Origin of the sequence: Prevotella sp. ne3005 (genome assembly GCF_900110085.1) — a bacterium.
GTDB lineage: Bacteria > Bacteroidota > Bacteroidia > Bacteroidales > Bacteroidaceae > Prevotella.
On record NZ_FOCK01000012.1, the window covers coordinates 1 to 23,424 of the forward strand.

Here is a 23,424-nt window from a genome sequence, read left to right on the forward strand (position 1 = left end):
CTTCTCCACCTTGTAGAACTCCAACAGTTCAGCCACCTTCATCTTCGACATGTGCAGACAAACATACTTCCCATAGTCCTCTTTGTCGATGATCAGGTAAAGACCTTCCCATCGACTCATCCTCCTGAAAACGGCACAATGCACATTGAAGTCAGTCAGGAACTCATAACCAGGTGGCAATTCTCCCTTCACCCGCTCGAAATCCACCTCATTTATTTCTTTTGTTACGGAATCAAGAGCAAATCTCATCACACCCAGATTGATGAAATCCGCCACCACCCTAGTACGGAAAGCCTGCAGTCTATTGAATGTCGGCTTGCCAACGCTCATCATCATATCATTATAGAATTCCTGCAGCGGCTCCATGTCTATCTTCATGCATTGCTTTTCATAGGATGCCGCAAAGCTCTCTGGCGGCAGCTGGGCGGTTATCTTCCTGATGGCTCTGAACAGCGAGCTTATCTCCTTGATGTTCTGCTCCATCCAAAGATAGAGGTCGGCAGCGGTCTTGGTCGGGTGGCCGTCCACCTCTTCATCGATGCCGAAAGCTTTCAGGGCCACATCTTTCATCGCCAGCAGTTCCGCCTCCAGTCTGGTGTCCTTCAGCCACTGGACTCCCTTCATGATCTGAAAAAAGTCAGGGCTGAGCAACTCCTCAAAGTCTCTCTTCTCCAGATTGGCCAGATGTGTGGTCAGGTCATTCTTGATGCCTTCCATGCATCTGGCGAAGAACAGCGCCTTGTAAGCAGTCTGAAAATCGTCGTCGTCCGTCTGCTGCTCATTGTAGGTGTTCAACGCCTCGATGAGAGTAAGGATCTCACTTCTGAGTGTCTGCCGACACATTTGGGAACCGCTGCACGCTGTGCAATCAGTCCCCGCAGGTTGGAGCCAGTCGGCTCCCGGTAATAGTTGAATAATCATAGATTTTGTATTTTAGTTGAAAATAATTAAGTTTAGATGTTGCTTCCACCCAAGAGCCCGCTCCCGGTGGAAATGAATGGTTTTGTTTACTGTCTATGTCGCATAATGTCCTCCTATAGTTTTAGAGGGTTACACAATCGGTTTAATATCTCTCAGTTTCCCAACACACGTGGGGTGATCAAACGCAGAAAACGCATCGGGCCTACCACAGCCCATAACAAATTAACTGCCCATCCCAAGCCCCACGTGATTTGGAACTTGAGTTTGGCAGTCGTCCTATCAATTGTTATTCTTTTTGTGGTAATTTAGATGCGTTTCAAGAGCGACCGAAACTCAATATGTCTTGATATCTTATGATATCGCCTGCAAAATTAATGAATATCTTTCAAAGTACCAAACAAAAGCCTATCAAAGTTAAAAAAATCCCCCCATCGTTTCACAACGACAGAGGGATACCAACAATCATCTAATAATAAATAGGCCTTTATTTCGTATCTTCTTTATCTGATTCTGCTTAACAGCTCGTCAGCCGAAGTCTCTTGCATCTTGATGTAGGCGAAGAGTTTCTTGCCTGCGTCCTTCAATGATGCGCCAAAGATGTAGACCACATCATCAATAATCAGGAAGCGATCATGATTCCGCTGGCAGATATTGACTGCGATGGGCGGGTACTGCTGGTTATGGCGCTGCACGTCTAATCGGAACTGCTCGGCGGTCTGTTTGGTGTAGATAGTGGCAGACACATTGGCATTCCGCTTACTGAGCATCATGAGCGTGGTCTCATCAACATAGTTGTCTACAAGAACTATGGAACGATGGGCCTGTTTGATAAGGTTCACGATCTGTACATAGGCATCGAATATCTGTCCATCGTAGAAGATGCCCTCAACAGGAGGCAGGGATGAGCGGACGAAGAAATCGACCTTTTTCTTTATTTCAGTTATTTCCATTCCTTGTTCAACCACTTTCTGCTCAATGTCAAACATTCTTTGATTTATTGCATACCCTTTCAACAAATAATGTTTTAAGACGCCATTAGCCCATTTTCTAAATTTAGTACCATTTAGTGATTTGACACGATACCCGACTGATATAATGACATCTAAACTATAATATTGGACTGGTTTATCAGAATTTGCAATGTGTAAAAAATGCACATTGCTTTCTTTTTCCAATTCCCCTTCTTTAAAGACATTGTTAATGTGTCTTGTAATTACAGAACGTTCCCTTTGGAATAGCGATGAGATTTGTGCTTGTGTCAGCCACACAGTCTCATTCTCAACTCGTACTTCCAGCCGAATGGTTTCATCCGGTTGGTACATCACAATCTCACCTTTGATGCCAGATTCAATGCTTTGCATACTATCAAATTTAGAGTTCAACACTTTGTTGGGGACAAAGGTAATAATAATCCCTGACACAACAAAATCTATTCGCCAAAATCTTCACTTTTTATTCTCTTTCCGACAAAACCAAAGCCCTTTCCGCCCCTTTGTCGCAAATCACCTACCCTGTCGCAACAAACGAATGAGGAAATCGGTTAATCCTTTGGGATTAGCCCCAAATCCCCGTATCTTTGAATCAGTTTTGATTCATATTGCTTTTGGTTTTAGTTATTTAGTTAGTGATTTTCTTTTTCATATTGAGTTGATTTGTTTGTTAGAACGAGAACGAGGCCTGCAGGGATGCAGGCCTCGTTCTTTATTTCTTGTCTTTGGGGAGGCACCTGGGGCATGCGGGATAAATTCAAATTCTACCAGAAAAATTTGGAAGTATGAATAAAAAGGCTTATCTTTGCGCCTGATATTGAAAAGTAGTCATGGGGACAGATTCTTGGGTATACCCAGATGTCCCTACGACTAATAAGGTAGTCCGCATGATTGCAGAGTGCTTCAATATCGAGGATGAGGAAATCTTCGATACGCTCTTGAATCGGTCGGACAAACTCAGTCATTTCGTTGAACTTTATCAATTAAAACTGGCAAGTTAGGAACTTGCGAAACTTGAATAAATAATAATAGGTGTGCCCACGCAGATGATTACTGATGCTTTCCAATAGTTCCAGCCAATTCTTGGGAACTTTAGGTGGAAATTACACTTAAGCCTCGCAGAGTTGCGAGGCTTAAGTGCGTTTTACGACCCACGAGACTGTCCCCATGAGTCCAGAGAACAAAACAACTACTAATAATCTTCGTCATCATAGATGTCGAGTTCATCGTCCCATTCATAATCACAATCGGGACACACATAACAAACACCATTGTGATAGGCATTTTCCATGCCACATTTTGGACATTCTGTTGTCATAATTAGAAAAATTAAATTGTTAATACTTTTTTGAATTTTAATCTTCAGATTCATCATCTGACATCGTATCAGCGTTTTCGCTGTTCATCTTGATACGCATATAAGCGATCTGAACCACAGCGGGAATAGTCACTCTATAAGCCGGACCAGCAATATCAATGGCTGTCCAAATTGCAGTTACGCTCCATCCTATAGGGCCTGCAAAAATGCTTAACCAGCGAGTCAATGCTGCGTTCGAAGCTATTGTCAAACCTCTGCCTAATAATGCTCTGCTAACTGCATTAGCTACAATAACAGCCATCTTGTAGGAAGAGAAGCCACCTCTCTTTATCGCCATCTGTAAAGCCGCGATGAAAGCTTGTTTGCCAAAACCTTGGTTTGGGATGTTCATCTCGTCCAGGAGTTTTTTCATTTCCTCTGTTGACATATTCTCCAGAGAATCCAACAATATCTTCTGAAGAAGATTGTACTCTATCATTTCGATTGAAGCCTTCTTGTTGAAGTTGACCTTCATCTTCTTACAAACATCAATTAGCAACTCACGATACTCTACACCATGTCCTCTCAGCATGTTCATGAATGTATTACCACCATAGCGTTGCAGTTCCTCAGTGATATCTTCCGCCATCAACTGCAATCTGTCAGGATAATACAACTTGTAGTTCTCTGTCGTTGACAGATTTTCCGTCCATCTAAAGTTACCATCCTTGTCCTTTGTCAGGTAATCAACTTCAACCTTAAGGTCGCTACTGTCTGCATTATGCAGAAAAAATAAGTTTTGATCCATAATTTTATTTTTAAAAGTTTAAGCTTAATAACCAAATTTTTATTTTATCATTTATGATATCGTCAATACGATCAACCCGATATTGATAATTGCGAGATGCGTCACATATAATGTCTATGTCGAAGGTCTCTTCAATTTCACGTCTGTATGTCTCAAACGTTCTCTTTGCCAAAATGCTCTTTTTGTCGTTCAGTGAGCATTCACTCCATTTACTTCTCAATTCTTGATACGTCATACCACCACTTGTCAGCAACTGGTTAAGTATCCAGATTTGAATCTTAAACCGATCCTTCATTTCTCCATATTCTTCATCTTTTATTTCTTAATCCAGAACTATTCCAGATTTTCTGATTGCAAAATTATCGCTTACTAGCAATGAATACAAGTTTTTTTTGCTATCTTTGCAGCAGAAAAATTACTTCGAGCAAAATTGCGTATTATAATACGGAAAAAGATGAGCAAAAATCAAGTGGACCTCTGCCAAAAGCTATATGAGCTGTGCGAAACTGTAATGGAGCATAGACTGCATGATGTTGAGCAATGCTTACTATTGCATAATTCAAAAAGTGATTTTCGGAAAGTGATAGGTCTTGACATAAAGACAGGCCTAAATGCATATGGTTCTGAAATGAATCTCTATGATTCTGTAGATGGCTATCAGCTGGAAAACGAATATCGGTTGCTATTGAATGGTCATAATTATTTCGTTACACCATCAGATATTAAAGCGCCTAAGGATAAAGCCGATGTCTTATTAAAAAAAGCAACGGATAAGTTGAAAGCCTTTGACAGAACTTTTTCCCTTCTTGATAAAGACGCAAGGAAAAGTGCCGATTCAGACGTTAATTTAGAGGAAGTGCTTGATAAATATAAACTCACTTGGCTACTTTATAAGATGCAGAAAGGGAGCTTGACAAGATCGCCTAGGAAGTTCAAAGACAGAACACACGAAATATGCATCAGACTTATTGACCATTATTTGGGCATTAATGAAGATGAAGAGCTTATTATATGGGATTCTGCAGACATTGGCATTCTGATACTTATTATTCTTGGTGCGCTTCCCGAATATGGAAAGTCTCCAGGTAGTTATAGCATTAAGGATTCTTTTTCCGTTATGCTCCAATTCATACGTGACTATCATAATAAGGTTAGTATCACAACCGAATCATATACACTTTCGACTATACATAATCAGATAGAAGACGGTACGCTGCAAATGACAAAGTATTCTTTGATTGTGTCGCTCCATAAAATCATAGACGAATTGTCATCAGAATTAAGCCCATCATCACTAACAGACATTAACGATAGTCTATTATTTGGTCATCGACAGTTCTGTGATGCATACGACATTCAGGGAGTGTGGGAAGACGACTACGGCTCGTATTGGAGTATTCGTGAAACAGGCGATTATTGCTTGATGTATAAATTTCTCTCTTTTAGCCAGAAGAGCATTGAATATACGAAGTTCACACTTATAGCTGACTATGATAGTCACATCTTTAATATAAGGGAAGCTTCTAATGTAATGGAACTATTTAAGGGAAATAAAATTGATATCAATCGGATAGACGAGTTGGATGTAGAACTTCATGTGCCAGTTAAATGTAAGGCAGAAAAAAAAGTTGTTGAGAGTATTGAGTTGAAGTCACTTAAGTTCCGAAATAATCTATTTAGATTTAAGAAACTTACACGTGTTGACAACAATAAGAGCCAAGAACTTGCCAAAACTTGGAAAAACCATGAGCGTGTTAGTGCAGCTGATTATACTTTCTTCCGTTCCATGGTTGCCATCACTCCAGATTATATATATGTTGGATCATATGAACGAGACGAACAAGGGAAACATAAATTCTTTTATAAGATGTCCAAGGCTGATGTTGAAGGCAAGTTAGATGGCAGTCTGTATTATGTAGATTTCAATCAGTCCGTTGGAATATACAAGGCTATATGGAAAAATACCGATAACACCTATAATATCAAGTACTATCTTTCCATTGATAGCAAGGCAGTATATATAGATACTGAATTGATAAAAAGAGGTGAATATAAAGGCATTACCGTCACGAAGGATAAAGAAACGGAAATCGTGCAAAAATTTGTAGAGATGGATCAATCTGGAAATGAGAATCTGACAGAGAAAGAGATAGAAGAGTTATCCAGTCCATTTTATTATTTGGATTAAATTATTGAAGAGAATGCTGTTAAGCAGCAATAAATATGGATGACATTTTATATTATCCACTCCTTATCAATTATGTTGTTGTTATCAGCTATTCGCAAATTATAATTTTTGTTTCTTCTAACTTGCTAACAATGTCTTCTACGTCTCTTTTTGCTGTAGAAAACGATACTTCATATTCAGAACATATAAAATTAGTAAATTCATCAATCGTAAAGATGCTATCTCGATTGTATTTGTAGAAATTTGCTACAATGTCAGAAACGAAGACAATTTCAGAAATATCTATGATATTGTTTATTATCTTAAAAAAAACAAATTCATCTTTCATCTGATGTAAAAGAACGTCATGACTAAAATAATACTTATTCATCTTCCCAGTATTTTACCATTCCAATTATATCACTCAACTTTATTGTTTCCGTTGATTTGTTGCCATCTCCTTTTGTCGTAACTTTATCAATATTGATTTTCATAACCCTATGCAAGATACATCTGTTTTGATATTTTGCAAGAATAATATCGCCTACACGTATTTTATCTATTTTATTTGATATGATTACTTTCGTTTTATCATGTTTAAAAGTCGGATACATACTATTCCCATTCACAACGAATCGAACATTACAATTATTACTAAAAGCAAACATAACAAGTGAAAGGAATTGTTGATTAGTTAGATGCTTTTCGCTAATTTTGTTCTTCAAGTATTCTGCTGCATCCAAAGAATCCTGTGTGAAATAAATATAGCCGCGTGTTTTCGTGACAATATCGTAAACAAAGTCTACAAAATCCAAAATATCAACAGAGTTAAATGCATTTCGACAGCACGATGGCATGATTTCTTGAAGAAACGTTCTATTATCAAGTAATATCAATTTATTTCTCTTATGTTGTTTTATTGAGAAAAACCCTTTAACAATATATGATTTATTGATGTAGAATCTTCGTTTTCCGCTCCAAGGTGATCCGCTAACACACACATAGCCTTCTGAATTAACAAAGATTACAGGATTGTCATCATTCAGGATCCATGCCTCAGGGAAAAAAGCACATAGATTATCAGATAACGTACTTTTTCCAACACCACTAGGACCATAAAAAATGTATGCTTCGTCATTTAATATTGAAACTGAAGCGTGAATAATTAAAGACTCTTTTTTGACAGAATTTAAAGCATACAACATGAAAACAGAAGAACTTGCCAGTTGCTGACATTTTAAACAATCAGTTGTGTGCAAGATTAATTGCGCATTATCATTATTCTGATTTGCATAAATAACGCCAAGGGATTCTATATTATTAGTTATTTCATAAAGATAACCAGTTTTATTTATGTACACATTAACATTACCAAAAGAAGTGCTAAAATGTGTAACCAATTGGTTTTCCTGCATTATAGATTCTTGGTCATCTACTGCAATGGATAGATGAAAATCTACATTCTGTTCTTTAGCAATTTCAAAGGGGGTGAACGAAGGTAATAATAAGCAAAAGGGACACCTATTGCTTATATTAAAGGATAAGTTCGCTATTTCGAAATACTTTTCTCTGCCGATGTCAATTTTCATAGACCTCAATCGTCATCTCTGTCGTATCGATGACTTTCTTGCCATTCTTGAGAGCATTGTTCTGCATATGACCCCTCGTATGAATCCGCAATAGGACTTCCCAAATTGACTTTTACCGCATTTACACTAATGCCTTTATATTCTTTCTTCATCTTCTTTTATAATTTAATAATCATCTGCAAATATAAAAAAAAGAATCAATATATGAAAAAGACTTTATGATATATTAATTCCTATAGGCTGGGTTTAACAATATTTCAAATAAGAGCCCATCAACATCCCTGTGTCTGACGATTTATCGATCGATCACCTTCATAGTCTTTCCATCTTTTGTTCGGAATATATTTATACCCTTATGAGGTTGATTTGTCCGTTTACCATCGATTAAATTTTAGTCACTGGGACAGGTACCTGAGTCATAGGAGCCGTTATACCCAAGTACCTGTCCCAGCGACTAAAAAAATCCCTCAATTATTTGCTAATCTCAATAAAAACCATTATATTTGCACCATGACTATCGCGAAACCAATAATTAACATAGAATGATGATGAAAAGGTTATTAGCTATATTCCCCATATTTCTGCTGACTACTATGCTGGCAGGCTGTAGTGGTGATGATTCTCAGGAGGAATATGATGGTGAGATTGTGGAATTAAATAATGGTACTAAATATTTGCTAAAAGAAACCTCATCCTATTCTGACTCTCTTCGGTTTTTCCAGATAACAGTCCCATGGCTGCCTGTTAAAATGAAGGATCTACCATCATGGTTACATGAATACGTCGCAAGCAATCCTATGTTCTTGAATATTGTTCAAGGGGAATGGGTGAGTTCAAACGAGTCATTATATGTAGTATTCCCCTTTGCTCCTAGTTCGCAATTTTCCACATGTTTTCTTTCCGATGGTTCTGTCTATCATGTGATTCCTGGTTCAACATACGACGGCTATGATGGTTATGGCGGATTCCTGAATTCTACAAAGAACTGGAGAGGTATATGTCAGATTCAAGCAATAATAATAAAATAGTCGATCAAGGGGACAGGTCATTGATCTTTTATTTCGCTGCAAAGATACATATAAATAATGTAATTCGCAAGTTTTTATGGAAAGAAATCAATGACCTGTCCCTCTGATCAACTAAATTTAGTACCATTTAGTGATTTGACACGATACCCGACTGATATAATGACATCTAAGCTATAATATTGGACTGGTTTATCAGAATTTGCAATGTGTAAAAAATGCACATTGCTTTCTTTTTCCAATTCCCCTTCTTTAAAGACATTGTTAATGTGTCTTGTAATTACAGAACGTTCCCTTTGGAATAGCGATGAGATTTGTGCTTGTGTCAGCCACACAGTCTCATTCTCAACTCGTACTTCCAGCCGAATGGTTTCATCCGGTTGGTACATCACAATCTCTCCTTTGTTGCCAGATTCAATGCTTTGCATACTATCAAATTTAGAGTTCAACATTCTTGTTGGGTGCAAAGATACGTATAAGTGAGAAGAATACAAAAAAAAATGCTTTTATTTTTAATCTCGAGTGAAGTTTGTCATCCCACGCGTTGCCCTTCCGACAAAAACAAAGCCCCTTCTGCCCCTTTGTCGCAAATCACCTACCCTGTCGCAACAAACGAACGAAGAAATCGGTTAATCCTTTGGGATTAGCCCAAAATCGCCTTACCTTTGCATCAGATAATTTTTTTATATTGCTTTTGGTTTTAGTTATTTAGTTAGTAGTTTTTCTTTTTCATATTAAGTTGATTTGTTTGAACGAGAACGAGGCCTGCAGGGATGCAAGCCTCGTTCTTTATTTATCTTTGGGGAACTAGCACCTATACCCAGGTACCATCCATGACTATGCGTTCAATGGGCGAACCTGCGCAGATCTGCCTTGATTTCCTCCAATGTTCTGTTGCGTTGGAAGAACGGTATTTCCTGTTGTTCTGACTTTGATTTCTTTTTCAAACCTAGACAGATCTTCTTCAATACCTTCAATAGTTTTGCCATATGCCCCATACGCCTATCCTAGTGACTGTTATAAACCCAAATATATAATTCATTCAAAACTTACGCTTTCTAAAGAGTTCCACAATGATGAAATAAGTAATCGTCACTGGCAGGAACCACCAAGGCATTATTGCCCAAGCCAAAAAAATAATTAAAAGGCAGAAAACAATTATTGCTCCTTGAAACATAAGCTAATCCTCCATTATTTAATAATTCCACCACTCGTCATCATGATTCTCCATATCATCTTCAGAAGCTGGGTCAATTCCTCGCATGTAATCGTACTCTTTATCACCAGAGCCATACATAAGCTACTATTTATTTTGATACTCCAAGCCATTTGTAACGATATGTGGATAACTAATCGGAATGGACTTATATGCAATAATAAAGGGTAGCAAACTGTGGTGCTACCCTTTGATTTTCTTATTATTTGAATTATATTATCGGTAATATGCCCATACTAATGTGCCCATCTACATAATCATTAGAATGACGTTTCTTTACTTAATTTTATAGTAGGTAAAGAGTTCGCCATCTAAAAACACTAATTTATTGCCATCAGTGATTGTAAATCTACTTGTATCAACGTATCCTTTAGAGTCGGTTATCGTAATAGTATTATCCTTTATTACATATGTCCCACTATTATCAGGATTGCTGGGTTTTTCCTTATCTTTTCTATAATCTACCATTGACCATGTAAAGTTTGCATTGAAGGTAAACTCACAATATCGTAGCTCCCCTCTCTCATCATACTCTGCTCTCCAAGTTCCCACAAGAGGGTTAGATGAAGAATCGCCATTATCATCATCACTACCTCCGCAAGCAGAGAAACCAACACTCATAAGCACTGTAAGAAGTGCAACTCTAAGGAATCTAATTGTTTTCATTGCTTCAAATTATTTGGTTAGATTAACAATTCCATATTCACTTGGACCACTGTTACGATAGTAACCATCCCACCACTCTAATTCTGAAGAATTGTTCTTGATAGATTTAAAGACAATGCGATTATTCCCTGCTTTATAATCATTATTCCCATAGGGGACTAAATCTAACACAGTTTCTGTAGTTTTACCATTGCTACCTTTTTCTGGATGAATATATCTCAACTTATAGCCATCTCCGTTTTTGGTAAAAATAAACGTTTCTTTTTCATTAATCGTGTATGAATCAGAATAATTGGGAGCATTTTTCTCCTTATCCCATTTGTACCATGTTTGTGAAGTAGAGTACCAAGTACCTTCAATCGAAGCAGATGTGTCACCTCCACCATTGTCATCATCACTCTTACTACATGAAGAGAAACCAACACTAATAAGCACTGTAAAAAGTGCAACTCCAATAAATCTTAATGTTTTCATAACTCTGTTTTATTTAATTAGTAATATTAATGCCAACACATAGATGTAACAAAACCGTTCCCTGTTACTTGTTGATGTTTCAACCTTACCAAAAACTCAAAATGTTACTTCTTCCTTTTCCAAATGTCACTTGATCCTGAAATAGCCAGTGTATTATTATTATCAGAGAGAGTGACAAATCTTGTTACTGTTTCGTTGTCAGTTACGATTTCTCCACTCATTTTCTGCTTTTCTTTTGAAATAAAAGAAACTTCATATGTATTACCACTTACAGATAGAATCTTATATGTGCCTTTATAAGAAATCTTCACTTTTTCTGTTTTACCATAAAATTCTGCTTGGTAGAAAGTCCCATCTGCTTTGAATTCCAAAATGTAATCATCTCCATCAATATCCGTCATCTCCCATGTGCCTATGAGGGGATTAGACGAGGGCTGAGGTTCATCATCATCACTACCTCCGCAAGCGGAAAAACTAACACTCATAAATAAGGCCAATAAAGCCATTCCCACTAATCTAATATTTTTCATTTCAGTTCAAAATTTAACTAATAATTTACACTTGATGTTCTGTTAAACAGGATAATATCATGATAATAATTCACAATGTATTTGTACTTTGACAAATTTCTTTCACCCATTCTTATCTCAGGCCAATCCTCTTTATAATAAGATTTATACTGAGCAAGATCTTCCATTGTTAAACCGTATTCTTCACATACTATTTGATAGAGTGTTTCCTTAGTGAGCGGATGATAAGCATATGGATCTAAATTCCAATCATTTAAATTAAGATATTCTTCTTGATCACTGAGAAATAGCACAACATCGTTATTTATCCATAGAAAAAGGTCAATTTCTTTATTTTCGGGTCCATATAAATAAATTCCTTTGGCATTGGCACGCATTTTTTCACTATTATCATCATCACTTTTACTACAGCCAGAAAACACCAAGGCTGTGAGCATTATTAATCCAAATAATCTAATTGTTTTCATAAATTTGTTTTATTTAATTAGTAATATTCATGCCAACCAATCCCAAGAAGCCAGCGGTTAATAGATTAAAGAACGTGGGACTATTACTTGCTATCACCCCAGAGGTCGTGGATTACCTATCAGCTAATAATGAAGCAATAGCCCACGCATTGAGGTATATCATTCCCATAAATGGGTACAATAATCCCAAACGTGAGCATATTGCCATTACCCTTGCTGATTAGAAATTTCCACGTTTCTGAGGAAGGATAATATCAATCGCTCTTTTCCTATGTTGAGCCATTAAAACGCACTCCTACACGTAGGGTACTTGAAACTCGTTGTAAAAGTACGCATATTATTTCATATAACAATGGATTATGCTTAAATTTTGTGAAATTTTTAATATTTAAGCCCTACAAAACGAAAAATCCACTTAAAAATATAAGGTAGAGCACCATTACTGATGCCCTACCAAACTATTTTAGAGATTGAACTCCGCTTTAATTCGTTGTACTGATGGCAAAAGTACGAAAAGTTTTGGAATTATACAAATATCAATGGAGAAAAATCATTCAACCCAGGTGCCTCATATCCAATGACTAGTTGAAAATGTCATCTACTTCAGCTTGATGATGTCGCTCCAGCGGGTGGTGGGGTTCTTGCTCTTGTGGTCTTGTTTCATGGCGTTGGAGAAGACATCGGCCTTGCCCTTCCCGCCAGGCTGGGTGTATTGCTGGGCGCCGATGACGATGGTCTCGGAGCCGTAGCATTTGTTGAGACGGTCGACCACCTGGTCGAGTCTGCTCAGCTTCTGGATCTGCTCGGCATCCACATCGAAGAGGTCTTGCTGGATGGGGTTGTTGGGAGCAATGCCCATGACGATCACCCCGCCCCGCTTGTATTGCACGCCCTGAACGAATATCCTGTCCAGCACCTCGCCTGCCGCCTGGACAATGGAGATGGTGGAGCTGGAAGGGGTGATGAGCCTCTCCTCGTCGTATTTCCAGTATTGCAGCAGATCTTCCCTGAAGGGGTTGCTGCTGACAAACACACCCACGATGGAGGCCACCGTATCCTGTCTTCTCAGCTTCTCGGCACAGCGGCTGGCATAGTTGGAGATATGCGTCCTGAGGGTGTCCTTGTCGCTGATCATGCCATTAAACGACCTGCTGGTGCAGATGCTTTTCTTCTTGGCCAGCTCTTCATTGGGCACGCAATCCTCGCCATTCAGCTCCTGCCAGGTTCTGACGATATTGATATTGTTGAAGGTCTGGCGAACCCATGTCTTATGATGCTGGGCAAAGTCGTAGGCCGTCTGACAGCCCAGGGCGTGCAGCTTCTCGGCATACCGTCTGCCTATGCCCCACACATCATCTACGGGCAACCATTTCAGGGCAGCTATGCGGTTCTCGTCGCAGTCGATGATGCAGCAGTGCCTGTAGTCGGGGTATTTCTTGGCCAGCTTCGAGGCAATCTTGGCGAGGGTCTTGTTGGGTGCAAGGCCGATGCTGACGGGCATCCCCACCCACTTCCTGATCTTCTTATGCAGGTGCTCGCCCCATCGCTGCAGGTTGAGCTCTGCTCTTCCTCTTTCGCGACTCGACAAAGCTGGATCAAGTTCCGCTTTGTTCTCGCTGCTCCATCGGTTGAGGTGATCCATGCCGTCGAGATAGACGAAACACTCGTCGATGGAGTAGCGGAAGTAGGCTGGCGCTTCTTTGCCGATGATGCTTACCACACGGCCCGTCAGGTCGCCATACAGCTCATAGTTGCTGCTGAATACGGCTATCTTTTCATTGCCAAACTGCTCTGCCAATATGAAATAAGGTGTGCCCTCCTTGACGCCCAGCGCCTTGGCCTCATTGCTCCGAGCCACCACACAGCCATCGTTGTTGCTTAGCACCACAACGGGCTTTCCCTCCAAGTCTGGACGGAACACACGCTCGCACGATACGTAGCAGTTGTCACAGTCGATGATGCCGTACATGGGGCTATTTCCACTTCTTGATGGTCCATACCACCACGCCCCACACCTCGAAGTTGTCACACTCGTCGATGCGGAAGGAGGGGTACTTGGGATTGGCCGACCTCAACTCGATATAGCCCTCCTTCTTATGGGTGAGGTCTAAGAGCTTCACATTGAATTCGCCATTGATATACGAAACCACAATGTCGCCATGCTCCGCCTCTAAGGCACGGTCGATGACCACGATGTCGCCCTCTGCGATGCTCAAGTCGATCATGCTGTCGCCATCCACCCTCCCATAGAAGGTAGCCTCGGGATGCTTGATCATATCCCTGTTGAAGTCGAGGCTGTCTCGCAGATAATCATCTGCTGACGATGGGAACCCTGCCTTGATGGACGGTGCAAACAGCAGATCCAGCCTCTCTTTGAATTCTCCTTTTATCAGTTTCATGTCATTATCATTCTTTTCACGCTGCAAATATAATAAAAGGGCTGTACCAAAGGTCGGTACAGCCCTGAAACTTTAACTATCTTTATCAATTTCTCCACGCGGTTACGCGGTTACACGGTTTCATTTTGGATTTCGTAGTTTGGTATTTGGGTGTGAAAAGGGTCTTATAGATTTATTATATATTATAATATATAATAAATTAATATATAATATATAATAAATAATATAGATGTTTTGAATCTCTCCCTTCTTCTTCTCTCCCTCTTCTCGGAGCTGGGCTGAAAATCGGAAAAACAAAATGAAACCGCGTAACCGCGTAACCGCGTGGATTTTTACTTTACTCCGACTAAAGTAGGAGTTTACTCCATGTAAACCTTTGGTTTACTACGGGTAAACATTTCGACACCCTTCGACAAGCTCAGGGACCGAAGAAGGGCACCCTTATGGGCGCCCTAGGTGTTGGTAGATCATGGAGACCTCGTTTGGAAGAAACGTCCGTCGGCGTAACTTTACCAAGTGTGCCAGAACAGGATCGTCACTGAGCAGTGGCTTAAGCTTCTGCCATGCTGAACGTGGTTGGATGTAAGGAAAGTAGAGTTGGGCGAGTTCCATGCGCCCCATAGTGGTTGATGTTTGCATAATAGATAGATAAGATTGGTTGTTTTTCTAAAAAGCACTGCAAAGGTACTAAAAATCGGTGAGATTACCAAAAGAAAAGCGCAAATTATTTGGTATAAGTACTAATAAGTACTCGTAATTACTCATAAGTACTTTCAAGCAATAATTATGTTTGATAGATTGCAAAATATTTCGTAACTTTGCATCGTCAAAAGGATCCAAATTGACATGAGAGAACAAACAAACTATTTAAAAACTTAAAAAAGAAAGGAACAAACAAAAATGGCAAGTGAAGTAATTGCATTTCCGGTGAATCTCCGGAAGAACAAGAATCAGTACAGCTCTTCTTACGGGAAGTATTTCCCTGAGGTAGACAGCAAGGAATCCCTGAACCTGAAGGGTTTCGCAAAACATCTCGCAGAGCACGGAAAGCTCGTAGATTATCCGATGGCAGTGCTCGTATTGCAGAACATCGTGGCGTGTCTGAAGGAGATGATAATCCAAGGTCAGCCCGTGAAGCTTGATGGCTTCGGAACGTTCGCCCCCACCATTGAGACCGCGGGCCGAAAGGCCCAGGACACCGTAGAACAGTCGTTGGCGCTCGGACTCGACAACCTGATTGGAGGCGTACACCTGCGCTTCGTCCCCGAGAACTCGAAGGGCGAGAAGCTAACCTCGCGCGCGCTGAAGGACGAGTGTACCTTCAAGGCCGCCTACGTGGTGGAGTCGAAGAAGAAGGTCGTCGATGGCAAGGAGCGAACCTATCAGGAGAAGATTCCCATCAGCTCGTTCGCAGTCGCCACCGCATCGCCTGGAAACGGCGAGTGAGCGAGTCTGTCATCTCGACCGAACGCCTTTACCAATTGTCATCTCGACTAAGCGGAGCGCATGGAGAGATCTCTCGACTTCGCTCGAGATGACAAAAGGACGCTCGAGATGACAAAAGGGCGCTCGAGATGACAATGATGTAGAACATTAAGGCAGAAAGGAGGAATTTATGTCAAAGAGAGAAACTCTGAAGTGGACGCTGCAGATCATAGCGTCGGTGATCACGGCCGTACTCACGGCACTGGGCGCAACCTCGTGCATGGGTATGTAGACGATGACAAAGGAAACGGGGTGTCTGATTAAGTTCAGGCGCCCTGTTTTAGTACAAAAAATCCCCCACCACTTCACAGTGACAGAGGAATATTTCAAAATTTTTTTATAAAAAACTATAGGGGGCGCATCATCACGATGGGCAAAAACCATAAACTTTAATCATTAAAATCTTTTAAAATGATATACTTACACCCCTAGGAGGGGCAAATTATTTCTACAATAACTGAGATTCGCCTTCCCCAGTACGTCGATTTTCGCTTAAGCGGGTGCAAAGGTAGTGCAAATCGAGCAGAATACCAAATAAATTAATATTTATTTAGGTTTTCTCGAGCATTCCCCTCCATTGTCATCTCGACTGAGCGAAGCGCATGGAGAGATCTCTCCACTCACTCCGTTCGGTCGAGATGACAAAGGGAAGGGCGGTCGAGATGACAAAGGGAAAGGCGCTCGGAATGACAAGAAACGGGGAGCGGTCGAGATGACAAAGGGAAGAGCGCTCGGAATGACAAGAAACGGGGGGCGCCTCGGGATGACAGATTAGAGGGAGGCGCTATGGTTTCATGAAGACGAAGTAGACGGCGGCGACGAGGCAGAGGGCGGCGGCGGCATGGTTCCAGTGGAGCTGCTCGTGCTGGAAGATGACGTTGGCGATGACGGCGAAGACCACCAGTGAGATACACTCCTGGATGACCTTGAGCTGCACGAGGTTGAAGGGACCTCCGTTGTCGATGAACCCGATACGGTTGGCAGGTACCTGACAGCAGTATTCGAAGAAGGCAATCATCCACGAGAAGGCGATGACCAGATAGAGGGGCCAGTTGGAGGAGATGCCTGACTGCTGGAGGCGCAGATGGCCATACCAGGCGAAGGTCATAAACACATTGCTCATGATGAGCAGCACAATCGTATAAATTCCGTTAGTCATACTTCCACGCTTTAGAAATTGGCTGCAAAGGTACACATTTTTTTTGAATTCGCATTTATTTTCAAAATATTATCGTAACTTTGTACCCACGGATTAATAAAACCAAGAACCAATATGAAGAAGATTCTATTTTGCAGTGCATGGCTGCTGATGGCATTCTGTCTGCAGACCATGGCCCAGGCAGAGCTGAAGACCTGGACTTACGGTGGACACACCTACACCCAGAAGGGCACGCTCACGGCCAAACACTATGACAAGAAGGCCACAGGCGTGGTGACGTTTACCAATGTTCCCTCAGACTATGAGGAGTTTGAGACGGTCTATAAGCAGTTTCTAGGCAAGACCCCTCACGGTACGGCTGCCATGATGGTGATGGCGATGGAGATCTACGGCAGAGACCGCGAGGTGGGCAAGCAGTGTATCGAACTGATCAACTACCCCTCGAACGTGAACTCCGTCATCTCGCGCCTGAAGGATAAGTATGGTACGTCGGCCTATGCCCCTGAGAACGACAGTTACAACCAGCGCTACCTGCCTGCCGCTGTGCTGAAGGGAGCCACACCGCAGAACGGCTACAGGCCGCAACGCCCCTATACGGTGGAGATGAAGGCCAGCGTGAACAAGCATCAGGAGATGCAGATCTCAGGGTCGGGACGCGTGATGTATGTCTATGTGATGGGTAAGGGCTGGGACACAGAACAGCGCTCCGTGGAGATTATCCGACAGCCTAACCAGCCACTCTATCAGATTTTCAATTGTCCTTCATTATACACACAGTGTAAGACCATCCAAGGAAGGTGGCAGGGACTCGAATAGGCTTGATAATCATCAATTAAGCCCAAAACTAATTGCACAAAACAGCCAAAGTGTGCACAATTTGGCTGATTTTGTGCAATTTATTTTGCCATATGCACAAAAATGACTACCTTTGCAGCCGATTTTGGAAAAAGGATATCATTTTTACACATTATTAATAATATGGCTTTAAAGATTGTTGTTCTGGCCAAGCAAGTGCCAGACACCCGTAACGTGGGTAAGGACGCCATGACGGCTGAAGGAACCGTTAACCGCGCTGCCCTACCCGCCATCTTCAATCCAGAAGATTTGAACGCCTTGGAGCAGGCCCTTCGCTTGAAGGAGCAGAATCCAGGCTCAACAGTAGGAATCCTCACGATGGGTCCTCCACGTGCAGGTGAGATTATCCGTCAGGGACTTTATCGTGGCGCTGATACCGGTTGGTTGCTCACCGACCGTCTGTTCGCAGGTGCCGATACCCTTGCTACCTCTTACGCACTGGCTACGGCCATCAAGAAGATTGGCGATGTGGACATCGTGATTGGTGGTCGTCAGGCTATCGACGGTGATACCGCCCAGGTTGGTCCTCAGGTGGCCCAGAAGCTGGGTCTGAACCAGGTAACTTATGTTGAAGAAGTTAAAGAAGTTAAGGAAGTTAATGGAGTTAAGAAGGTTACCGTGAAGCGTGTGATCGACGGAGGTGTGGAGACCGTAGAGGCTCCCCTGCCCGTAGTGATTACCGTGAACGGAAGTGCTGCCCCCTGCCGCCCCCAGAACGCCAAGCTGGTGATGAAGTACAAGCGTGCTACCTGCCCCATGGAGCGTCCGGCTGAGGGTACTCCCTACGATTATCTGTATGAGGAGCGTCCCGAGCTGAACCTGAACCAGTGGAGCGTGGCTGATGTAGATGGCGACGTGATGCAGTGTGGTCTGAATGGTTCGCCCACGAAGGTGAAGGCCATCAAGAACATCGTGTTCCAGGCTAAGGAGTCGAAAACTTTGACGGCTTCAGATGCTGATATCGAGGGAATGATCAAAGAATTGTTGGAAGAGAAGATTATTGGTTAAGAGATATGAATAATGTTTTTGTATATTGCGAAATAGAAGGTACTCAGGTACAGGAAGTATCTCAGGAGCTGCTGACCAAGGGTCGCAAGCTCGCCAATACATTAGGTGTGGAGCTCCACGCCGTGGTGGCTGGTACAGACATCAAGGGCAAGGTGGAGGATCAGATTCTGCCTTATGGTGTCGACAAGCTGTTTGTGTTCGACGCTAAGGACCTGTTCCCCTACACCTCAGCGCCCCACACGGATATCCTCGTGAACCTCTTCAAGGAGGAGCAGCCTCAGATCTGTCTGATGGGTGCTACCGTAATTGGTCGTGACCTCGGTCCCCGTGTATCGTCATCGCTGACCTCTGGTCTGACTGCTGACTGCACAGAACTGGAGATCGGTCCGTATGAGGATAAGAAGGAGGGTAAGAGCTATGAGAATCTGCTCTATCAGATTCGTCCTGCCTTCGGTGGTAACATCGTGGCTACCATCGTGAACCCCGACCACCGTCCTCAGATGGCTACCGTCCGCTCTGGCGTGATGCAGAAGGCTATCTACGAGGGTGAGTGCAAGAAGGAGGTGGTTTATCCCGAGGTAAGTAAGTATGTAAGCCCTGAGGCTTTCGTCGTGAAGGTGCTCGACCACCATGTAGAGGCTGCCAAGCACAACCTGAAGGGTGCGCCCATCGTGGTGGCTGGTGGTTACGGTATGGGTTCGAAGGAGAACTTCGACCTGCTGTTCGACTTGGCCAAGGTGCTGCATGGTGAGGTTGGTGGTAGTCGTGCCGCTGTGGATGCTGGATGGCTCGACCACGACCGTCAGATTGGTCAGACCGGTGTCACCGTTCATCCGAAGGTGTATATCGCCTGCGGTATCTCCGGACAGATCCAGCACATCGCTGGTATGCAGGATTCTGGTATCATCATCTCTGTGAACAGCGATCCCGATGCCCCTATCAACAAGATTGCAGACTACGTGATCGTTGGTACTGTGGAAGAGGTAGTTCCCAAACTCATTAAATACTATAAGCAAAATTCGAAGTAATTATGGCAAACTATTATAGCGATCATCCTGAGATCGGGTTCTACTTGAACCACCCCCTGATGGCTCGTATCGTTGAGCTGAAAGAAAAGGGTTTCGCTGATGCGAAAGAATATGATTACGCCCCCGTTGACCTGGGCGATGCCATCGAGAACTACAAGCAGATTCTCGACATCACCGGCGACGTGGCTGCCAACATCATCGAGCCGAACTCTGAGAGCGTTGACCTTGAAGGTCCACACCTTGAGAACGGACGTATGATCTACGCCTCTAAGACTTACGAGAACCTCGACGCCACCCGCAAGGCTGGTCTGTGGGGCGTAAGTATGCCCCGTCGTTACGGCGGCTTGAACCTGCCTAACGCCATCTTCTCCATGCTGAGTGAGATGATCTCGGCTGCTGATGCCGGTTTCCAGAATATCTGGAGCTTGCAGAGCTGTATCGACACCTTGTATGAGTTCGGTAGCGAGGAGCAGCGCCAGAAGTATATCCCACGCGTTTGCGCTGGTGAGGGTATGAGTATGGACCTCACAGAGCCCGATGCCGGTTCTGACCTGCAGCGCGTGATGCTGAAGGCCACCTTCGACGAGAAGGAGAACTGCTGGCGCCTGAACGGTGTGAAGCGTTTCATCACCAACGGTGACTCAGACATCCACCTCGTGCTGGCCCGCTCTGAGGAGGGCACGAAGGACGGACGTGGTCTGTCGATGTTCATCTACGACAAGCGCCAGGGTGGCGTGAACGTGCGCCACATCGAGCACAAGCTGGGTATCCATGGATCTCCCACCTGTGAGCTGACCTATAAGAACGCCAAGGCAGAGCTCTGCGGTAGCACCCGTCTGGGACTGATCAAGTATGTGATGGCCCTGATGAACGGTGCCCGTCTGGGTATCGCTGCACAGAGTGTAGGTGTGGAGCAGGAGGCTTACAACGAGGGACTGGCTTACGCCAAGGAGCGTCAGCAGTTTGGTGATAAGATCATCAACTTCCCCGCTGTATATGATATGCTCTCCCGTATGAAGGCCAAGCTCGATGCTGGTCGTTCACTCCTTTACGAGACAGCCTGCTACGTGGACGTCTACAAGTGCCTCGAGGATATTGCCCGCGATCGTGCCCTCACCGCTGAGGAGAAGCAGGAGCTGAAGAAGTATCAGCGTCTGGCTGATGCCTTCACACCACTGGCTAAGGGTATGAACTCAGAGTATGCCAACCAGAACGCCTACGATGCCATCAGCATCCACGGTGGTTCAGGTTTCATCATGGAGTATAAGAGTCAGCGCCTGTTCCGCGATGCCCGTATCTTCTCTATCTACGAGGGTACGACCCAGTTGCAGGTGGTGGCCGCCATCCGTTATATCACCAACGGCACGATGCTGAACAACATCAAGGATATGCTCGCTGCCCTGCCCGCAGAGGCTAATGCTGCCCTGAAGGCCCGTGTGGAGAAGCTCATCCCCGTTTACGAGGAGGCTCTTGCCAACGTGAAGGCTCTGGAGAATCAGGATGCACAGGATTTCCTGGCTCGTCGTCTGTACGATATGACGGCTGAGCTCGTGATGAGCCTGCTCATCATCCGCGATGCTGCCAAGGCTCCTGAGATGTTCGAGAAGAGCGCCAACGTCTATGTTCGCATGACGGAGGAGGATGTATATGGTAAGTCAGCCTACATCAAGGCCTTCCAGGTGGAGGACCTCGAGAGCTTCAAGGCTGCAGAATAAGAAGCATCAAGTAATGATGAAGAAGCTTATTACCCTACTCTTTATACTGTCTGCTGTGCCCTCTGTGGCACAGCAGATTCGTACTATAGATAAGGACGGGCAACCGATTCCCTATGTGTCGGTGCTGACTACTGATGCGAAATATATCGGCATTACCGATCTTGACGGTATTCTGAAGGACGTGAAGGGTGCCGATACCATTGCCGTGAGTCATGTGGCCTACAAGTCGAAGCTCTACAAGGTGAATGGCAAGAGTGGCAGTATTATTCTTGAGGATGCCGACTTCGGTCTGCCCGAGATTGTGGTGAAGAAGAAGCCTTATGTGTATGCCCAGACCTACTACCGCATATTCTATTATGACGATAGCCTGGGCGTGGTCTACTATCGTGTGGGCTTGACGGACAATGTCATCGACCGCAAGACCAAGAAGCTCTCTGCAAACACTCGCAACGCCTCGAAAGCCAAGTATAGTATCTTAAAAACGGTACTCAATACCCTTGTGGGTAGCAAGTTAAACAAACGTAGTGAGTTGCCGATGAAGAAGATAGAAGAGTCGCTGAAGAAAAGCTACGAAGCCAACAAGGTGAAGATCACTGACGAGGGCCCGGGCAAGAAGCGCATCAGCGACTTCAAGGGCACGGTAGGCTACATCACCGACAACCAGTCTACTGGTCAGCGTCGCTACTCTGTCAATATGTCAAAACTGTACAATGACAAACTCGAAGCCACAGGCAAGACAAAGGAGTTGGCCAAGCGAGAAAAAAGAGATGCCAAAAAGAAGAACGAGCAGGACAATGACTACTTCGTCTTCCGTATCGACGAGAACGGCAATTACTCGCCTGAGGACTTCATGATGATGCAGTATATGACGAGTTTTGACAAAACTGAGAAGGACGGTAGGAATGTACATGTCGTCATGGCCTTACAGGTGTTCACCATCGATCGGGCTTATGTCGACAAAAACGAGCTGAAGGCACTGAAGAAGGACAACAAGATCAAGATGAACTATCAGAATATCCGCCAGTTTGAGCAAGCCCACAAGATTCCTGCTCTCGCCCCGGCCATTCAGAAGAAACTAAACGAACTTTGGAAAGCAGATGAAGAGTAGTCTGACATTGGACGAGCGCGTACAGCGTGCTGTCGATAATTTCATGGCCGGATATGGCTGCTGCCAAAGTGTGGTGGCAGCCTTTTCCGACCTTTATGGTCTCGACGAGACGATGGCCAAACGTATCGCCGCTGGTTTTGGCGGGGGCGTTGGTCGTCTGAGGATGATGTGTGGGGCCGTATCGGGGATCGTGATGCTCGTGGGACTTGACTGTGGTCAGACGGAGGGCAGCGACCGCGAGGGCAAATCTGCCTGCTACAAGGTGGTGCAGGATTTGCTGGCCAAGTCGAAGGCAGAGAATGGCAGTCTGATCTGTGCCGAGATCTTAGGTATCAATGGCTACGAGAAGGCACCAAACAGCTACATCGCCTCTGCCCGTACAGCCGAGTACTACAAGACGCGCCCCTGCGCTGCCAAGGTAGAGAGCGCCGCGAGAATCTTCGCCGAGTATCTGAAAAACAAATGATTCTATCATATCTTTAATACAGAAATCCCCAACCATTTCTATTGGCTGGGGA

Annotated in this window: 26 protein-coding genes and 1 pseudogene; 10 read left to right on the forward strand and 17 right to left on the reverse strand. The window is 43.5% G+C overall.

The window, feature by feature from the left end:
- The 4 genes from BMY16_RS14165 to BMY16_RS14180 form a co-directional block, all read right to left on the reverse strand.
- On the reverse strand, positions 1–921 hold a 921-nt coding region (locus tag BMY16_RS14165), incomplete at its 3' end, for a hypothetical protein (RefSeq protein WP_139207242.1).
- A 500-nt stretch (positions 922–1,421) separates the two neighbouring features.
- Positions 1,422–2,282 carry a virulence RhuM family protein gene (locus tag BMY16_RS14170; RefSeq protein WP_091843792.1) on the reverse strand — a complete coding sequence of 287 codons (861 nt, stop codon included), beginning with the start codon at positions 2,280–2,282 and terminating at the stop codon, positions 1,422–1,424.
- Positions 2,283–3,102: 820 nt separating this feature from the next.
- Positions 3,103–3,228, reverse strand: a complete 126-nt coding sequence (locus BMY16_RS14175) for a hypothetical protein (protein ID WP_091843795.1) — start codon at positions 3,226–3,228, stop codon at positions 3,103–3,105.
- A 37-nt stretch (positions 3,229–3,265) separates the two neighbouring features.
- The gene (locus BMY16_RS14180) at positions 3,266–4,015 is read right to left on the reverse strand and encodes a YaaW family protein (protein ID WP_091843797.1); all 750 of its coding nucleotides are present in this window, start codon (positions 4,013–4,015) and stop codon (positions 3,266–3,268) included.
- Between the two features lie 454 nt (positions 4,016–4,469).
- Between BMY16_RS14180 and BMY16_RS14190 the strand changes: the two genes are divergently transcribed.
- The gene (locus tag BMY16_RS14190; protein ID WP_139207244.1) at positions 4,470–6,203 is read left to right on the forward strand and encodes a hypothetical protein; all 1,734 of its coding nucleotides are present in this window, start codon (positions 4,470–4,472) and stop codon (positions 6,201–6,203) included.
- An 88-nt stretch (positions 6,204–6,291) separates the two neighbouring features.
- Here BMY16_RS14190 and BMY16_RS14195 read toward each other — a convergent pair whose 3' ends face one another.
- Genes BMY16_RS14195 through BMY16_RS15605 form a run of 3 tightly spaced genes read right to left on the reverse strand, consistent with a single transcriptional unit; the run spans position 6,292 to position 7,923 of the window.
- Positions 6,292–6,573, reverse strand: coding sequence for a PqqD family protein (locus tag BMY16_RS14195; RefSeq protein ID WP_091843805.1), 282 nt, complete (start codon positions 6,571–6,573; stop codon positions 6,292–6,294).
- Positions 6,566–7,771 carry a hypothetical protein gene (locus tag BMY16_RS14200; protein WP_091843808.1) on the reverse strand — a complete coding sequence of 402 codons (1,206 nt, stop codon included), beginning with the start codon at positions 7,769–7,771 and terminating at the stop codon, positions 6,566–6,568. The genes BMY16_RS14195 and BMY16_RS14200 overlap by 8 nt, the downstream gene beginning before the upstream one ends.
- A gap of 5 nt (positions 7,772–7,776) precedes the next feature.
- Positions 7,777–7,923: a hypothetical protein gene (locus tag BMY16_RS15605; protein ID WP_170836126.1), complete on the reverse strand. Its 147-nt coding sequence runs from the start codon at positions 7,921–7,923 to the stop codon at positions 7,777–7,779.
- A gap of 390 nt (positions 7,924–8,313) precedes the next feature.
- Between BMY16_RS15605 and BMY16_RS14205 the strand changes: the two genes are divergently transcribed.
- Entirely contained in the window at positions 8,314–8,799 is a 486-nt protein-coding gene (locus BMY16_RS14205; RefSeq protein ID WP_091843810.1) for a hypothetical protein, read from the forward strand.
- Positions 8,800–8,912: 113 nt separating this feature from the next.
- Here the strand turns inward: BMY16_RS14205 and BMY16_RS14210 are convergent.
- The 9 genes and pseudogenes from BMY16_RS14210 to BMY16_RS16060 form a co-directional block, all read right to left on the reverse strand.
- A pseudogene (locus BMY16_RS14210) lies at positions 8,913–9,185 on the reverse strand (DNA-binding protein); the annotation flags it as partial.
- A gap of 456 nt (positions 9,186–9,641) precedes the next feature.
- Entirely contained in the window at positions 9,642–9,785 is a 144-nt protein-coding gene (locus BMY16_RS15610; RefSeq protein ID WP_170836127.1) for a hypothetical protein, read from the reverse strand.
- 503 nt (positions 9,786–10,288) lie between these two features.
- Positions 10,289–10,678, reverse strand: coding sequence for a lipocalin-like domain-containing protein (locus BMY16_RS14215; protein WP_091843813.1), 390 nt, complete (start codon positions 10,676–10,678; stop codon positions 10,289–10,291).
- A gap of 9 nt (positions 10,679–10,687) precedes the next feature.
- Complete coding sequence (locus BMY16_RS14220) at positions 10,688–11,152, reverse strand: lipocalin-like domain-containing protein (RefSeq protein WP_091843816.1); 465 nt, start codon at positions 11,150–11,152, stop codon at positions 10,688–10,690.
- 104 nt (positions 11,153–11,256) lie between these two features.
- On the reverse strand, positions 11,257–11,682 hold the full coding sequence (locus BMY16_RS14225) for a hypothetical protein (RefSeq protein WP_091843819.1): 426 nt from the start codon (positions 11,680–11,682) through the stop codon (positions 11,257–11,259).
- A gap of 17 nt (positions 11,683–11,699) precedes the next feature.
- Positions 11,700–12,149 carry a hypothetical protein gene (locus BMY16_RS14230; RefSeq protein WP_091843822.1) on the reverse strand — a complete coding sequence of 150 codons (450 nt, stop codon included), beginning with the start codon at positions 12,147–12,149 and terminating at the stop codon, positions 11,700–11,702.
- A gap of 598 nt (positions 12,150–12,747) precedes the next feature.
- On the reverse strand, positions 12,748–14,118 hold the full coding sequence (locus BMY16_RS14240; protein WP_091843827.1) for a Y-family DNA polymerase: 1,371 nt from the start codon (positions 14,116–14,118) through the stop codon (positions 12,748–12,750).
- Between the two features lie 4 nt (positions 14,119–14,122).
- Positions 14,123–14,548, reverse strand: a complete 426-nt coding sequence (locus BMY16_RS14245) for a LexA family protein (protein ID WP_091843830.1) — start codon at positions 14,546–14,548, stop codon at positions 14,123–14,125.
- Positions 14,549–14,989: 441 nt separating this feature from the next.
- Positions 14,990–15,187, reverse strand: coding sequence for a DUF4248 domain-containing protein (locus tag BMY16_RS16060; protein ID WP_091843833.1), 198 nt, complete (start codon positions 15,185–15,187; stop codon positions 14,990–14,992).
- Between the two features lie 261 nt (positions 15,188–15,448).
- Here BMY16_RS16060 and BMY16_RS14255 point away from each other — a divergent pair, with 261 nt between their 5' ends.
- Both BMY16_RS14255 and BMY16_RS15615 read left to right on the forward strand, forming a co-directional pair.
- Positions 15,449–15,994, forward strand: coding sequence for an HU family DNA-binding protein (locus BMY16_RS14255; RefSeq protein ID WP_139207245.1), 546 nt, complete (start codon positions 15,449–15,451; stop codon positions 15,992–15,994).
- Positions 15,995–16,163: 169 nt separating this feature from the next.
- Entirely contained in the window at positions 16,164–16,265 is a 102-nt protein-coding gene (locus BMY16_RS15615) for a smalltalk protein (protein ID WP_170835979.1), read from the forward strand.
- A gap of 552 nt (positions 16,266–16,817) precedes the next feature.
- Here the strand turns inward: BMY16_RS15615 and BMY16_RS14260 are convergent.
- Positions 16,818–17,192, reverse strand: a complete 375-nt coding sequence (locus BMY16_RS14260; RefSeq protein WP_091843839.1) for a DMT family protein — start codon at positions 17,190–17,192, stop codon at positions 16,818–16,820.
- A gap of 114 nt (positions 17,193–17,306) precedes the next feature.
- On the opposite strand from BMY16_RS14260, the gene BMY16_RS14265 reads away from it, so the two are divergent.
- From BMY16_RS14265 to BMY16_RS14290, 6 genes are all read left to right on the forward strand, one after another.
- On the forward strand, positions 17,307–18,008 hold the full coding sequence (locus BMY16_RS14265; RefSeq protein ID WP_091843842.1) for a DUF6935 domain-containing protein: 702 nt from the start codon (positions 17,307–17,309) through the stop codon (positions 18,006–18,008).
- Between the two features lie 162 nt (positions 18,009–18,170).
- Positions 18,171–19,055: an electron transfer flavoprotein subunit beta/FixA family protein gene (locus BMY16_RS14270; protein WP_091843844.1), complete on the forward strand. Its 885-nt coding sequence runs from the start codon at positions 18,171–18,173 to the stop codon at positions 19,053–19,055.
- Between the two features lie 5 nt (positions 19,056–19,060).
- A complete protein-coding gene (locus BMY16_RS14275) occupies positions 19,061–20,083 on the forward strand; it encodes an electron transfer flavoprotein subunit alpha/FixB family protein (protein ID WP_091843847.1) in 1,023 nt (340 codons plus the stop codon).
- Positions 20,084–20,085: 2 nt separating this feature from the next.
- Positions 20,086–21,798: an Acyl-CoA dehydrogenase C-terminal domain-containing protein gene (locus BMY16_RS14280; protein ID WP_091843851.1), complete on the forward strand. Its 1,713-nt coding sequence runs from the start codon at positions 20,086–20,088 to the stop codon at positions 21,796–21,798.
- Between the two features lie 13 nt (positions 21,799–21,811).
- Complete coding sequence (locus BMY16_RS14285; protein ID WP_091843854.1) at positions 21,812–22,906, forward strand: peptidase associated/transthyretin-like domain-containing protein; 1,095 nt, start codon at positions 21,812–21,814, stop codon at positions 22,904–22,906.
- The gene (locus tag BMY16_RS14290; RefSeq protein WP_091843857.1) at positions 22,896–23,372 is read left to right on the forward strand and encodes a C-GCAxxG-C-C family protein; all 477 of its coding nucleotides are present in this window, start codon (positions 22,896–22,898) and stop codon (positions 23,370–23,372) included. The genes BMY16_RS14285 and BMY16_RS14290 overlap by 11 nt, the downstream gene beginning before the upstream one ends.
- Positions 23,373–23,424: the final 52 nt, after the last annotated feature.